This is a genomic window from Levilactobacillus suantsaiihabitans, from assembly GCF_004745505.1.
Classification (GTDB): domain Bacteria; phylum Bacillota; class Bacilli; order Lactobacillales; family Lactobacillaceae; genus Levilactobacillus; species Levilactobacillus suantsaiihabitans.
Genome location: NZ_RKLX01000034.1, coordinates 1 through 14,070 on the forward strand (window position 1 = coordinate 1; position 14,070 = coordinate 14,070).

At 41.5% G+C, this 14,070-nt stretch carries 12 protein-coding genes and 1 pseudogene; 4 read left to right on the plus strand and 9 right to left on the minus strand.

Going from position 1 to position 14,070, the window contains the following annotated elements; genetic code table 11:
- The first annotated feature begins 230 nt into the window (after positions 1-230).
- Positions 231-521 carry a HigA family addiction module antitoxin gene (locus tag EGT51_RS12330; RefSeq protein ID WP_135368976.1) on the plus strand — a complete coding sequence of 97 codons (291 nt, stop codon included), beginning with the start codon at positions 231-233 and terminating at the stop codon, positions 519-521.
- A 300-nt stretch (positions 522-821) separates the two neighbouring features.
- Here the strand turns inward: EGT51_RS12330 and EGT51_RS12335 are convergent, their stop codons facing one another.
- From EGT51_RS12335 to EGT51_RS12350, 4 genes are all read right to left on the minus strand, one after another.
- The gene (locus tag EGT51_RS12335; RefSeq protein WP_135368977.1) at positions 822-1,013 is read right to left on the minus strand and encodes a type II toxin-antitoxin system mRNA interferase toxin, RelE/StbE family; all 192 of its coding nucleotides are present in this window, start codon (positions 1,011-1,013) and stop codon (positions 822-824) included.
- A 98-nt stretch (positions 1,014-1,111) separates the two neighbouring features.
- Complete coding sequence (locus EGT51_RS12340; protein ID WP_135368986.1) at positions 1,112-2,134, minus strand: IS30 family transposase; 1,023 nt, start codon at positions 2,132-2,134, stop codon at positions 1,112-1,114.
- Between the two features lie 199 nt (positions 2,135-2,333).
- On the minus strand, positions 2,334-3,227 hold the full coding sequence (locus EGT51_RS12345; RefSeq protein ID WP_167850209.1) for a glycosyltransferase family 2 protein: 894 nt from the start codon (positions 3,225-3,227) through the stop codon (positions 2,334-2,336).
- Between the two features lie 11 nt (positions 3,228-3,238).
- Complete coding sequence (locus EGT51_RS12350) at positions 3,239-4,519, minus strand: oligosaccharide repeat unit polymerase (RefSeq protein ID WP_135368979.1); 1,281 nt, start codon at positions 4,517-4,519, stop codon at positions 3,239-3,241.
- A gap of 109 nt (positions 4,520-4,628) precedes the next feature.
- On the opposite strand from EGT51_RS12350, the gene EGT51_RS12355 reads away from it, so the two are divergent.
- Complete coding sequence (locus EGT51_RS12355) at positions 4,629-5,672, plus strand: IS30 family transposase (protein WP_135368980.1); 1,044 nt, start codon at positions 4,629-4,631, stop codon at positions 5,670-5,672.
- An 88-nt stretch (positions 5,673-5,760) separates the two neighbouring features.
- Here the strand turns inward: EGT51_RS12355 and EGT51_RS12360 are convergent, their stop codons facing one another.
- The 5 genes from EGT51_RS12360 to EGT51_RS12380 form a co-directional block, all read right to left on the minus strand.
- The gene (locus EGT51_RS12360; protein ID WP_135368981.1) at positions 5,761-6,666 is read right to left on the minus strand and encodes a glycosyltransferase; all 906 of its coding nucleotides are present in this window, start codon (positions 6,664-6,666) and stop codon (positions 5,761-5,763) included.
- Between the two features lie 19 nt (positions 6,667-6,685).
- Positions 6,686-7,909: a glycosyltransferase family 4 protein gene (locus tag EGT51_RS12365; RefSeq protein WP_135368982.1), complete on the minus strand. Its 1,224-nt coding sequence runs from the start codon at positions 7,907-7,909 to the stop codon at positions 6,686-6,688.
- Between the two features lie 166 nt (positions 7,910-8,075).
- Positions 8,076-9,167 (minus strand): glycosyltransferase, encoded by a 1,092-nt coding sequence (locus EGT51_RS12370; RefSeq protein WP_135368983.1) that lies wholly within the window; start codon positions 9,165-9,167, stop codon positions 8,076-8,078.
- An 853-nt stretch (positions 9,168-10,020) separates the two neighbouring features.
- Positions 10,021-11,520 carry a lipopolysaccharide biosynthesis protein gene (locus EGT51_RS12375; RefSeq protein ID WP_225428749.1) on the minus strand — a complete coding sequence of 500 codons (1,500 nt, stop codon included), beginning with the start codon at positions 11,518-11,520 and terminating at the stop codon, positions 10,021-10,023.
- Between the two features lie 20 nt (positions 11,521-11,540).
- The gene (locus tag EGT51_RS12380) at positions 11,541-12,461 is read right to left on the minus strand and encodes a glycosyltransferase family 2 protein (protein ID WP_135368985.1); all 921 of its coding nucleotides are present in this window, start codon (positions 12,459-12,461) and stop codon (positions 11,541-11,543) included.
- Between the two features lie 180 nt (positions 12,462-12,641).
- Here EGT51_RS12380 and EGT51_RS12385 point away from each other — a divergent pair.
- Positions 12,642-13,416 (plus strand): annotated as a pseudogene (locus tag EGT51_RS12385) (IS5-like element ISLpl3 family transposase).
- 213 nt (positions 13,417-13,629) lie between these two features.
- Positions 13,630-13,707, plus strand: a complete 78-nt coding sequence (locus EGT51_RS13100; RefSeq protein ID WP_229923078.1) for a putative holin-like toxin — start codon at positions 13,630-13,632, stop codon at positions 13,705-13,707.
- Positions 13,708-14,070: the final 363 nt, after the last annotated feature.

Sequence of the window (14,070 nt, forward strand, 5' to 3'; positions counted from 1 at the left end):
CCAAAATTTTGAGCGAACGCATCGAGGTTTCAAGCAAATTCAAGATACGTTAGAATCCATGTATTAGAAGCTAGCTAATGGGAGAGGACTTCCATTTACACAAAAAATTTGACACTCCCAATAGCGGAAGAGATAACTGAAGGTTTCGTCTAACTCTGTTTATTATTAGGGGTGTATGTCGTGCAATTTATAGTATCGAAGATTATCATTAAGAACTGAGGATGATAAATTTGCTGCATCGTGAAAATCAAACTAAACAATACCACACCAGCTCAGCGGCTGATTTGCTTAAAGAAGTGATGGACTACTATGACATTACCCAGGCCGATCTTGCCGAGCGTATAGGAGTGAGCCAAAAAAATATTTCTGATATTCTTAACCGTAAACGTTACCTAACAGAAGTCTTAGTTATCCGCATAGAAAAGGTTATGGGAATTTCTAGCAAATTGTTATTATCGTTAGACTCTAACTATAAGCTTCAACTAGCTGAGCAAGATTCTAATACAACTACTGAAACTTGAAAGCACCCAAAAGAACCAAAGCTCCGTTAACTCCGGCTTTTCTTTATCGAAATTAGGTGAGTGATCAATAGGTATATTTATTAACTGTTTACAGTCTAATCGGGCTAAAAAGCAACACAAGCGAGGATGGCGAAAGAAACACAAAAAAGCCGTATCCAAATAGATACGACTCAACGGAGAACTTGATCATGATTGCCAGTTCGAATTAGATCAAGGATGTGCAAGTTTATTTCATTATTGATTGTGGATTTGATAAACGAGCACCCAATTATCATTATACTGACGGTCAGTATGTAATTCTCAAAGAAAGTGATATTTACCGGATAACTTATGATCTTTGTGCTTGGTTCTTAGCTCATTAGTTTTACCGACAACTAGCAATTCAATGACATGTTTAAGCCTACTCATATCGTAGTGCTTTCGTTTGAGACGCTTGTAGTTGCGTTTGAATGAATATAGATTAGGAGAATAAAGTAAGATGGACTTAAGCATCTGTATAGTGGCTTATTATAATTATGATAGTATAAAAAAAGCCTCAATTGTCAAATCAAGTGCAACACTTTATAACCAATTCTTGTTAGTGGTATAGCTTATGCCATATTGGGGTAATAGTCGCAAGGACGCAACCAGCCCAGTGAGCGCCTTGGGCGATGATTCAACGCCGACTGTGCTGCCTGGATCTCATCAAGGGTTACGTTCTTGAATGACTTTCCTTTTGGGAAATACTCACGTAGAAGGCCATTAGCATTCTCATTTGATCCACGCTCCCAGGGTGAGTACGGATGAGCAAAGTAAATCTTCGTGCCAGTCACGCGAGCCAAAGCCGAGAACTCTGAACCATTGTCGAACGTAATGGTATCGAACTCCCTGGCCCCATAAGAATCGATTGTCTCCTGAAGCACCCGACGGCAGGTCTCAGCGTGGTAGTCAGGTAGCTTAACGATTATCTCAGTACGGGAGTACCGCTCTGTCAACGTCATCAGTGCTGGTTCACTTTCAACTCGCTTTCCCTTGACCAGGTCGCCCTCCCAGTGGCCGACTCCTAGACGGTCGTCAACGGCCTTTGGCCGATTCTCAATCGACTCACCGAGCTTATGCTTGTTAGTGCGAGCGTGGCGCAATCCTGGTCGCTTGATGCGACGCCGTAACTTGACGGGTAAATCTAGGTTGGTGATTGGGAGCAGACCTGCGTCAATATACCGATAAACCGTCGGTGTTGAGGGACATCTCAAGCGCGGATAACGCATCTGGAAGTCATGTACGAAGCTATCAACGCTGTGAATGCGAGGGCGTTGTTTAAGACATTTGACCAGCGTTTTGAAGAAGTAGTCACATCGTTCTAGCAAGCCCTTCGCATGGCTGTTAAGGCGAACCTCTTCGTGCCTGCGTTGTGCCGCATCAGCAAAATAGGTTGGATGGATTTGGCGGTGAGAATCCATCTGATCAACACTTCCCCGCCGCGCCTCGCGGCTGATTGTACTTCGACTGCGGTGCAAATCACTCGCGATGGCATTAAGCGTCTTACCCTGCGCATGCAGCACTTCAATTTGGCCTCTTTCAGCGGAAGTTAGTTGGTGATAAGAACGAGTGGTGGTACCCTGAGAGTGGGTCATGAAGATTCCTTCTTTCTTGTATTGTTTAGTCGCTAACAAGAATAGGTCTTCATGGCCTTTTTTTGCAAATTGGTCTGCTTTATCAGGTGGTGCACTTCGATTTTAAACCGGGGATTGAAAAATAGCTTGCATTGCAGCTTAGACATTTCTATAAATACCACTGGAGCGATTAGAATTCCATTTATATTAATGCAGCCGGTTAGTAGGTAACGTTATCAAGCTTTTTCTGAAGCAACTTTTTAATTAAGTATGCGGTAGGAAAAAAGCTGTTTAGGAAACAACTAATTTTGAATAAAAAACCAAACGACTCATTTAATTTACCTAATTCTTCTGGACTTGGATCCAATTGAGGAAAAAGTATTAGTCTTATGAGATCACGTTTAGGAGCAAAACTTTTCTTTATCTGAAACAAGTCCGCCCTAACTAAGGCCTCCGACTTAAGCAAAGATTTCACTGCCCTCATTGAATTATTACCCGTAATATGGACTCGTACACCTTCAACATTTGATGGGAGAAAACTTGAGTTCATAAAGTTAAGTGCCCAGAATTTCCAATCTTCACAGAATACCAATTGCTCGTCAAACCTAAATCGCACGTCAGAAAGTGAAAAAGCAACAGTTTCTATTACGAACGGATTCTCTATACACAACCGCTTTGGGGAAGGTAGCTCGATAGGCTCCGTTCGCCGCCCCGTCTCGTCAAAAACATGAACTGCTTTACAATAAAGCGGTGTATGATTATTCAAAATCTGTGTCTTCTTTGTTAAAACCTCTTGCAAATATATCGGCGTTAATTCATCATCTGAATCTAAAAAGATCCCTATTCTGCCCTTTGCGTATGATAGTCCAACGTTGCGGGCATGGCTACGTCCGCCGGCGCAGTGAAAGACCCTAACTTGTCGATTGGCATTAGAACTGTAAGATGATGCTAGATGATAAGTGTTATCCGTACTATTGTTAACGAGCACAATCGCTTCAACCCGCGCATCAAGATTCTTTTCAAAGATCCTAATTGAATCCAAAGCCCTAATGATAGTGGACTCAGAATTTGCAGCCGGTATAATCACTGATATAAGGGGATTAGTCAATGTCATTGCAAAGCACCTCATTCATTGCCGTCTGAGCTCTGTACGAACAAATAAAAGATGACAATTGTCCCAATAAAGATTAGTCCGTTCGTTACTATATCTGAGAATACGTACAAGGAATCAGAGTAATAAGACATCGTAAATATCTGATAGACAAGAGATGTAATTAAGATCCAATAGTATGATCTCTTTGAACGTAGATACTCACTCTCAGCTTTGAAATAGAAAAAACTACCAATACCATAGACAATCAACAATTTCACCCAGAGCATTATGATCCCGTACTTTTGTAGTGCCAAACCTAACAGCGTATCAACATTACCGCCATAATTAAGGTTACCTAAATATACAAAATTTGGGACAGAAATTGGCGCTCCCACTGCAAGAGTCACCCCAGAGAATCCCATTGAAATCTTCTCATTGAGAACTGCGATTGGACTCCCAACGTAATAAGAAAGATAGTAGAATAAAGAGTTACTCTGGGATAATTCGACATTCGATGTTTTTATGATTTGCCTAACGGAAAAGGAAACTACAATGACTAAAAGTAAGGCAGGAATAAGATAGTGCCAGACGCTTTTTACTTTTCTACGTCTTGTATTTTCTTCCCTCTTATTCCAAATTCTGGATATGATAACATAATCAATGATAAACGCGGAAAATATACGAACAATATCTGTCCTACTACCAGACATAATAGTAATTAGTGCTCCACAAATTATCCATCCTAAATAAACGAGAGACCTTCGCGTTTGGTATATTCCCTGCACTAATTGAACTGCTAGTAAGAGGCAGCCAACGTATGCACAAGCCAAAACAATTTTATACCCTTGCCGTATAAATACGTTCATTCTAACTGTTGCAGTTCCATGGCTGTATGCATCTTTTAGATATGCAAATGAGTTTAAACCCGTACCCCCATGACTTTGCCCCAGCTTGTATGCTGAGAAACCATACAGCACGGTCATGATCACTACCAGAGTACTTATAAACACTATAGTTCCAGTCGACATAGTTAAGCGGATATGCCTTCCCGCAGAATTCAATTTCTCGTTTCCCGTGACTGATGCACTTCTGCCTAACGCAGTTCCGACAATCATCATAAGCAAAGAAGTCACTACTACCAGGACAGTTTTCCACACGATCTTAACCTGCCACAATTCTGCATAGAAAGCACAAAGAATCGTGGCAGCCATGAACACTGTCACGCTAATTGTGGATGGGTTAAAGAAGTCTCCCTTAAAGATTAGAAGACTAAAAATTAGTATGGCGATCTCGAAGGCTATTAAGAATGACATAGTTTTCCTCCCCGGATTTAAAATTGAAGTGTAACACTTATGAGAGTATACAAATAGGCCATGGAGGCCTACACTTTTAGTACCACACTAAAAAGAAAGAAGTATCCCCATGACCCAATTAAATATTACCACTACTCATAACTACCAACAACTATCGGAAGCCGAAAGAGGTGCTATTCAAGCGTTTCATGAAGATCATTATTCTATTCGTAAGATTGCTAAACGACTTCACCGAAGCCCTAGTACGATCAGCCGCGAACTCAAGCGCGGTACGGTTCGTCAGCTTAATTCGGACTATTTACCGTACTATCAATATTACGCTGATGCTGGCCAAGCTAACTACCTTAAACACCGCGCTAACTGTCATTCTAAAGGCCTTTTACAGCGGTGCTGGTTGTTCTTCTCAATGCTCTGTAAAGCACTCAAAGCCCATGTCCGTATTGATAGTGTCGATAGCTTTGTTCACCGGTTTCGGCGTGATCATCCAGACAAACCTTGTCCTTCAACGCCAACCGTTTATCGCTACATCGATCTGGGCTTGCTTGATTTGGATAATACTGACCTACCAGCTAAGCTCCGACGTCGGGTTAAGGGCACTCGTAAGGTCCATGCCCGTATGAATAAGAAGAACCTCGGAACGTCCATTGATGAACGTCCAGATTCAATCAATGAGCGCCTAGCGCTTGGTGATTGGGAAGGTGACCTAGTCAAAGGTAAGCGAATTGCTAGTGAACCTGCTGTGATGACTTTGACGGAACGCTTAAGCCGCTTTGAAATCATCGTCAAGATCTCTGACTATCATGCTGAAACTTGTCGTGACGCCCTTCAAGCAATCATCAATGAATACGGGACTGAGCAGTTTCATTCCATCACCTTTGACAATGGTAGTGAATTCTCCTTAATGAACCAAGTTGACGGAACGCAGATCTACTTCGCCCATCCTTATTCACCTTGGGAACGCGGTAGTAATGAGAACCAAAACGGCTTGATCCGGGAGTTTATGCCTAAGGGTAAGTCTATGAAGAACTTTACAGATACTTATATCGCTGAAGTTCAGGACGCTTTGAACAATCGGCTTAGAAGATCACTCGGCTATCTAAGTGCTAGTGAATCTTACCAACTCTTCACCCCGTTGACGTTAACGTTGCATTAATAAATATGGCTCCATGCGTTTGCTTATTTGACTTAGTGTTGCACTTGATTTGACAATTCGGGCATAGTTTTCCTCTGTCTGCTGATATTTAGTACTGGCCTAGTAGGATTTGTGCTTTTAATAGTAACGTCGCTAATGACGACGGCCTACGAAAATCCTTGTCTAACACCAGACTCATTCGTAAATGAAAGTGTTCCTTATAATCTGTTACTGTCTCGAAGAAATTTCTTTCTTCCGGACTAAATAAAACTGACGTATGGAGTAAGTCTCTGCATGGGTTAATATACGCTTTCTGATGTTTCAAAACCTTCTTAATTCTTGCCACTCGCCCCTTAAGGATATTGCCATCCGTTGAAGAATTGTCTGAATATCGAATATGATAGAATTGAGGTTCAGTCACAAATTGAACATCTCCAACTAGGTAACATATCAGGCCCGTCCAGAAATCGTGAGGAATATCAGGTGAACTTGGTAAATTTTCTTTAACAATATCCATTGCAGCCCGATTCCAAACCATGCTACATCCTTGAAAGAGCTCACTTACCACAGCCATCTTAAAGCTGAGCGGTTCTGGTAACTTTTTTCTCTGGTTGGGAAGTTGCTGCAAGTTTTCATCGACCTCTAGTGATTGCACATGGACCATCTCGGGAGACCTCAAGCTCTTCTTCATTGGCGCGATAGACGCACTTAGTTTATTGGCAAACCAAATATCATCTTGATCAGAGAATGCAAAAAAATCGGCGCTGCCCGATAGTTCCATGAGTTTAAAAAAACTTGCCCGCCATCCAAGGTTACTTCCAAAGAATAATTCTATCCTTTCTGGATTACGGTCCTGAAGTTTTCTCAAGATTTTTTGCGTATTGTCGATTGACCCATCATCCCGAACCAGTATATTAACCCTGACACCCGCTTGTTTTAGTATACTATTAATCTGCCTCTCTACTGTTTTCTCACCATTATAGGTTGAAAGTAATACCTGTACTGTTGGTAACAATTCGCATGACCCCTCCGCTTTAGTTCACTTCTAGTAATCGCCTGAATCTTCTGTAATAGTTTCTCCTAGAGTACTTTTCTCTCAAAGACTTAGCGTATTCTTGCGCTTTGTCCTGTTCTGAAGAAAGGTGCTGATAGATGAAGCTAATATCTCTATTAACTTCGTCAACTACATTCGCTCTATCGACCATGAAGACTCTGTCTTCAGAAAGGTATTCTGGGATACCCCCAGATCGTGTTGTAATCAGTGGTTTTCCCATTGAAGCAGCTTCTAACATGGTCATTCCCGCGGGTTCATCCCACATTGAGGGAAGACACACGACGTCAGCCAATTCATAAGCTGCTGGCATTTGTTCATAGGGGATATACCCTGTGAAAATTACTCGATTATTCTGTTCTCTAGCTAGCGCACGTAATTGTATCATATATGAACTTGTTACATCGCTACTGTAAAATGTCCCGCCAATAACTATGATTTTAAGGTTTGGAATTTCTAAAGTACGAGTGGCCTCCAATAACTGCCTTGCCCCTTTCTCATATACTAACCTTCCAGAGAATAGCACCACAAAATCTTCTGGCGGGCAATTCCATTTTTTGCGCAGACTCCGAACTTCACTAGCGTGACTAGTTGAGAAAAGATGATCATCAAGGCTATTCTTAATGACGTAATGCGGCACTCCTATTATACCTGGAAACCGGTGATCGAATGAGTCCAAAACAAACTTGCTGATTCCCCACACTGATGAAATGTATGGTAAGAGCCTCTTTGCACCAAACATCTTTGAAACCTCGTTGTGTAAGTAAAAAGTTGATTTCTTTAGAAACTTTTTCCTTACGGACGGGAATAAAAAGATTAAAAAGAGAGTTGAATTATTGACCAGGATTACCCTATCAAAATTTTTCCGTCTCAGAATACAACCATACTGCATGATCACACTAAGTCTCTCCAGGATATAACGATATGAAATCAAATTCGCATTTTTACGAATAAAGCGTACCAGAATATAAATAATTCTATCTAGAGCTTGGGCAAGCTTTCCACTCCGAAACAATGCAAAATCTATATATGGATATTTTTCTGCAGCCGCAGATCTTGCAGACTGATCAGCTAGCCCAAAGACTGTAATATTTAAACTATCATCTGTTCTATTCTCGTCAAGAATCTCCTGAACTAAATTTTCTACTGCTCCACCCTTCACCGCAGGGACAGGCAAGATACCAGGTGTTAAGATAGCGATTCTCATATCTTATATAACCACTCTTCCATTTTCACAACGATTGATTTTATTTTCACGAATGGAATGCAAATTGTTATCCACCAGACACACCTGAGATACGAATATACTTCTAAGGCTGGGATAGACAACAAATTAGGCAAATTGCACACCAATGCCTGTCAAGATGCCCGTTCTACAAAAGATGGTTAGCCAGCTTAAATTCAGCGTTGTAGACGTCAAAAACTTGCCTCTCCATTTTTTGCGGATTAAATAGCCTTTCAATCCTTTGTCTCCCAGCCCTACCCATGGTCTCCAACTCTTCTTTTGTCACGGAGCTCAAGACCTGATAGAGAGCATTCGGATCTTCTGGGGGTACCAGAATTCCCGTTAATTCTTGCACAACGATTTCAGGTAAGCCCCCCACTTTACTGGCGATAACCGCTGTTGAGTTCGCCATCGCTTCCAAAGCTACCAGACCAAAACCTTCCCAACGGGAAGGAACTATCAAAGCATCCGACTGAAGTAGTTGATTAGCAATCTGCTCTCGTGACAACCATCCAAGATAATTAACATTCCGCCTATTACTCAGATAAGTTTTCTTGTCATCGTCCAAAATTGAGCCTCCAGCAATTGACAGCTCGTATTTACGTGGAAGTCGCTGAAAGGCGCTTAGCAGTACATCCAGACCCTTTTGACGATCAAACCTGCCAATAAACAAAAACTTTGTCCCCTGATGAGCGCTGTGCTTACGCGGCATCTTGGAATATTGGATAGCATTGTGAATCATCACCATATGATTTTCCGAAATCCCGGCCCTTACAGCGGAGTCTTGCTCGTCCTGAGATATATTGATAATATAGCCAACTCGGGAAAGAACTCTTTCTACGGCTATGTATACGTCTTTCGATAAAGCGGAGACTCTTTGGTTAAACGCCCATCCGTGCGCACAATAAACTATTCCAAAGTGAAGGTGCTTAAATGAAAGCAAGGCACGAACCCTTATTAGCCCTGCAAAAGTAGAATGCAGATGGACAATATCCGGCTTCACTTTCAAAATTGTTGGCCATTGATGTAATATCGTAAAAATACCATGAAGTCCTCGTTTATAACGATATCTAATTACCTGAACCTTGTCAGATTCAAATTGAAATTGTTCTGATTTGAAATCGCTGACCATCAATATAATCTTTTCAATCTTAGGATTCTTCTCTTGCATATCAATCAAGGTACGCAGATATGTAGCCACTCCGCCAGCCGCATACTCCCCTAAATACAGAACAATCATTCATGCACTCTCTTTCTTTCACTTCAGAAGATAATCAATAGACAGGTCCTAATTAAAGTTTAAAAATCTTGCGTCCTAAATAATTCATAGTTGCAATCACTCTGTAGCATGACAAAGGTTCAACTTTAGAAAATCGTATACCTCAGGAAACATTAAAACGCCCAGATTGTCAAACTAATTCTAGCACACATCAAACACCTTGTCAGTGGTCTAGGTTTCTGCCGTGTTGGAATAGTAGTTACACGACCGAAGCCAGGACAGGCTGTATCGAGGGCGATGATTTAGTAATGACTGAACAGTCATTACCGGATCAAGTGTTGCGTTCTTCAGGGACTTAAACTTCGGCAACACTCTCGCAACAGGTCATTTACATGCTCGTTGGAGTCCCGTTGGCCTGATTCAATACCGCAGACTTAGGGCCATTGTCGAAGGTAATTGTTATAAGCTCTCTGGGGCTATTGATAGACCGGGTCTTTGAGTACTGTCCATCAGGCCTCTGCTGGGAGTTAATCAGCCTTACAAGGATCTCCGTTTTAGACTAACGGTCAGTAACCGATATTAGGGTAGGCCCGAACGGCCTTCGCCGCTGTTTTTTCAAAGCACCACTCCGTAGTTCGCGACGATTCGTGCGTAAGCTACTTGAAGTTCAAGCGCAGTGAGAATTCTTAGATATGCATTGCTTTAATAGTTCTTCTTTCATCAAATCCAAGTTGTTCGTAAGAGCAGGCGATAGTGTGAGCGTGAGTCATGAAGATTCCTCTTTCTTGAACGTTGGGCAATAGCAAGAACAGGTTTTCATGGCATTTTTCGGCAAATCGGTCTATTGAAATAGGTTTTACACTAAAATTTTAAATCAAGGCGTAAAAATCTTTCGAGCTCTCACTATCAAGCTTCGCAATTGTGGATCGAAGCCAAATAGTAGTAAGTAAAGTACTAAAAGGACAACCAAACCACCTGATAGATATATCACAAACGAGGAGATTGACTGAATCTTGAACATAATTTGAATCTTTGCAAATACACCAAGAGCAAGAGCAAGCCGTAAATAGAATCCACCGGTCTTGACTAAATATGGTCGGAGAGACTGATGAAACCCAAATCGAAAAAGTACAAACGGCTCAAACCAAAGATCAACAATAAACGTTGACGTCAAGGTTCCTAAGAGAACTCCATCTATACCTAAATGAAAGCCCCATAAGAGGAATATTGAAACGCCCAAATTTACAAGTGATTCAAAAACAGGTTTCCACCGTTGTTGCCAAAACAGTCCGTATGCAGAATAGAAAGTTCTAGCTGAGCCCTGGTATAAAAGAGCAGCAACATACACCGACATTAACGCCGCCGTATGAACAGGCAATACGTACTTTCCACCCAACCACACTCGTACAAAGTTATTAATGAAAGCAAAAGTACCCACTCCGGCAAGAAAACTCATTGTTGAATTTACAAAGTGATATGATTTGAAGACTTGAACCGAATGCTTAGTCTCTGAACTAACAACAAGGTTGCCAACGGTTGGTACAACAGCGTTTGTGGCTTGCGTGATCACGCCCTTAATCGCATTCGTTATCAATGTGTAGTTAGAATAGAGTCCAACAGCAGCTAGCCCAACAAATGACGAAATTAGTATATTGTCAGACCCCAGGACAACAATGGAACCAATTTGATTTGAGACATTCCCAACAATGTTGTGAAGAAGCTTTGCTTTAACCTCTTTACTGACGGGTTGTACGTCCTTCTCATTTATGAAAGGATATCGTTTATCCACAATCCTAGAAATATTTAGGTTACTTAGCGCCGTGGTAATGATCTGTACTACCAGATACGCTATAAAACTCCTCCAAAGAATTAGGCAACCAATCTGAGCAATTATCGAAACAACATAGAAGCCAAAATCATTTATAACAGTCACATAGTTTGCTTGATTTGCATTTAGCATTGAACGTTTATACGTGAAAAAATAGCTCACCACAGAATTTGCCAAGAATAAAACATAATATAGATAAACAACTGGAGTGACAGTGTAATCTTTCATCACATATGGCAAAATTGGCATAATTGCTATTCCTATAAGGCCAACGGCCAGGCCAATTGCATCGTATGCTCGCTTATACAAACGCATAAGGGACTTAATGCTCTCTCGATTGTTAAAAGCTATTGGCTTGTAAAGCTCAACAACAATTGATGTGCCAATTCCCAGCTCTGTCAATGATAGGAAACTCAAGACGTTTGTAAAAAGGCCATTCAGCCCAAGAATCTCGATGCCAAGTAGCTTAATAAAAAACGTTCTCGACACAAAACCTAGAATTGTTCGAAAGAGATAAATCAAACTGGATACAGAAGAATTAAGCATAGAGTTTTTTATTCTACTCGTCACGGCAGATTTTCACCTCGAATCTTATGAATTGTTTGAAAGATTCTCAATCGCAGCAATAAGGAAGTCAGTCCTGTCTGACTTCCTGCCCATCTTCGAATCTTCAGATAGGGCTCTCCGGGGTGATTCCAGATATAGTAGCGAATTGACATCCACGTTTGTCGATATAACCAGATCTGCCGTTCGAGTACATTGACAAAAGGTAGCCTCTTTTGAATGGCCGCCTTTTCATCAAGATTCTGTATAATAAAATCCTCAGAGAGGCTCTTGGATATATTGCTGTCATGGATGCGATAATTTCCGACTACCGTGGCGCTCAGATAAGCATTACCCGCAGTCAATGCTCTTAGGTATATGACGGTGTCATTTAACATCTTTACTTCTCCGATTCCGGCTTTTTCTAGGCTAGAACGGCGAAAAACACTGCTAAAAGTTGACGCTGGTTTAGCAATATCTCTTCCAAATTTGTTTAGATAAGAAGTGGCATCCACAACCCCCAGCAACGAGTATGAGTTGACAGTTGTTTTCCTTTGATTGCTCTCTTTGAAATTTCTAGTGGAAAAACCAACAAAAGCGATATCAGGATGTTTCTGAAGAACCTGAAGTGCCTCCTGAAAGGCAGAAGGGTTAGTATAAAAGTCATCGTCATCCATAAAGACAACAAAATTTGAGCTGGTATGTGTTAAACCATACGCACGCGAGTCCCCTGGCCCAAGGTTTTGGGGATTTTGATGATATCGCACCTTCTCTTGATAACGACTGCTCAGAACCTCTCCTAATTCGGCGCTTTCTGGATCATCATCAATCACCAGCACGTCAACGTCCACACCGTTCTCATCTAGAACTGAATCGATAGCTTGCACAAGAAAGTTAACCCGTTTGTATGTAGGGATAATCACGCTTATGTCGGATTTTCTCAATTACGACTGCCTCCCAAGTTCTGCAGAATTCTTGATGTACTCATCAAAGAAAGAGAACTGTCTCTCAGCTTGATGACGAACATCTATCAAAATATTATTCGGCAAAGTGTTTAAACTAGGGACTGTCTGAAAACTAAAAATTCAGGTATAATCTGAGGAAAAACGAATCGAGGCATTCCGATGACAACACCTAAACGATACGAACTGGAAGATGCTCAGTGGGACCGAATCAAAGGATACTTCCCGCCATACCGGACTGGCCGTCCATCAAGCCTAGACAACCGTACCGCCCTCAACGCTATCCTCTGGCTCATGCGCAGCGGGGCTCCTTGGCGTGATCTACCTGAACGCTATGGCTCTTGGAAAACGGTGTATAGTCGCTTCCGAGCCTGGGTAAGTTCAGGCTTGTTCGAACAGGTTTTTCTCGAATTGATTGACGATCCCGACATGGAAAACTTGAGCTTAGATTCAACGATCGTTCGAGCGCATCAAAAGGCCACTGGGGCAAAAAAAACGCCGAATGTATGGTCGAAAATCAAGCTATTGGACTAAGTCGAGGTGGTCGAACGACCAAGATTCACGCACTCGTTGACGGATTAGGGAATCCCTTGGGTTTTCACCTAACAGGTGGTCAAGTACATGATAGCCAAGTTGCCAGTGAGTTGCTGGAAGGCTTCGATATTTCTCAATCAAATATTATCGCGGATAAAGCCTATGGCACCGCGAAACTTCGCCAGTATATTGAAGATAAAGCAGGCGTCTATACCATTCCGCCAAAGGAAATACCAAAGACAAGTGGACCTGTGATTACCACGTTTATTGTGAGCGCCATTTGATTGAGAACTTCTTCAATCAGTTGAAGAACTTTCGTAGGATTGCAACGCGTTATGATAAGCTCGCTCATGTTTATCTGGCTACGGTCTACATTGCCTCAATTTGCATCTTACTTAAGTAGTTTTCAGACGGACCCTAGTAATATAGCAATCAAGTGAATTTGTTTTAAAGCTTGGATAATGATACAGATTCCCTGTATAATGGTTCCTTGTAGAGAAGTTAAGGCGGTGGCTATTTCCGATCGGAGGTGGTGCTTATGGTGTAAAACCTTTAAAGCCCATAAATCCCAATGAAAGGAGTAGCCTAAGTGTCCGTGTCGGACTCTTTACAATTAATGCTGGCTTTCGGTACGTTTATCGTAGCCTTAATCGCGTTAATTGTTGAGCTGATCAGAAGTCAGCAAAAAAAATAACCGCCTTAGCTCTGGCAAGCTAGCGGTTATTTAATAACGTTAAATTATGTCACCGTCTTAAACGGCTCTACATGGGAAGCCCTGTTCACGCAGGGCTCCTTTTTCTATCTGTATTATAGCATGACTATAACTGAATTTCGACTATTTTAAGTTAGATTTGTAGCAGGTGAATTAATGGAGAAACTCAGATATAAACTTTCACTATCATCTTGCCATACAGGAACGTCAATTAATTTTTCTGTATGGCAAATTCTATAATTAATCCGAACAGAAATTAAAAAGCCCAAAGCAATCACTTACAATGGTAGTAGCTAATTCCAACCAATATAGGGAGTGATTACTTTGGGTACATCTACTTTATCA

Coding starts and splice junctions, on each gene's coding strand:
- EGT51_RS12340 (WP_135368986.1), bottom strand. CDS start 2,134: ATGACCCACTCTCAGGGTACCACCACTCGTTCTTATCACCAACTAACT.
- EGT51_RS12375 (WP_225428749.1), bottom strand. CDS start 11,520: ATGCTTAATTCTTCTGTATCCAGTTTGATTTATCTCTTTCGAACAATT.
- EGT51_RS12355 (WP_135368980.1), top strand. CDS start 4,629: ATGACCCAATTAAATATTACCACTACTCATAACTACCAACAACTATCG.
- EGT51_RS12335 (WP_135368977.1), bottom strand. CDS start 1,013: ATGCTTAAGTCCATCTTACTTTATTCTCCTAATCTATATTCATTCAAA.
- EGT51_RS12365 (WP_135368982.1), bottom strand. CDS start 7,909: ATGAGAATCGCTATCTTAACACCTGGTATCTTGCCTGTCCCTGCGGTG.
- EGT51_RS12350 (WP_135368979.1), bottom strand. CDS start 4,519: ATGTCATTCTTAATAGCCTTCGAGATCGCCATACTAATTTTTAGTCTT.
- EGT51_RS12370 (WP_135368983.1), bottom strand. CDS start 9,167: ATGATTGTTCTGTATTTAGGGGAGTATGCGGCTGGCGGAGTGGCTACA.
- EGT51_RS13100 (WP_229923078.1), top strand. CDS start 13,630: ATGCTGGCTTTCGGTACGTTTATCGTAGCCTTAATCGCGTTAATTGTT.
- EGT51_RS12345 (WP_167850209.1), bottom strand. CDS start 3,227: ATGACATTGACTAATCCCCTTATATCAGTGATTATACCGGCTGCAAAT.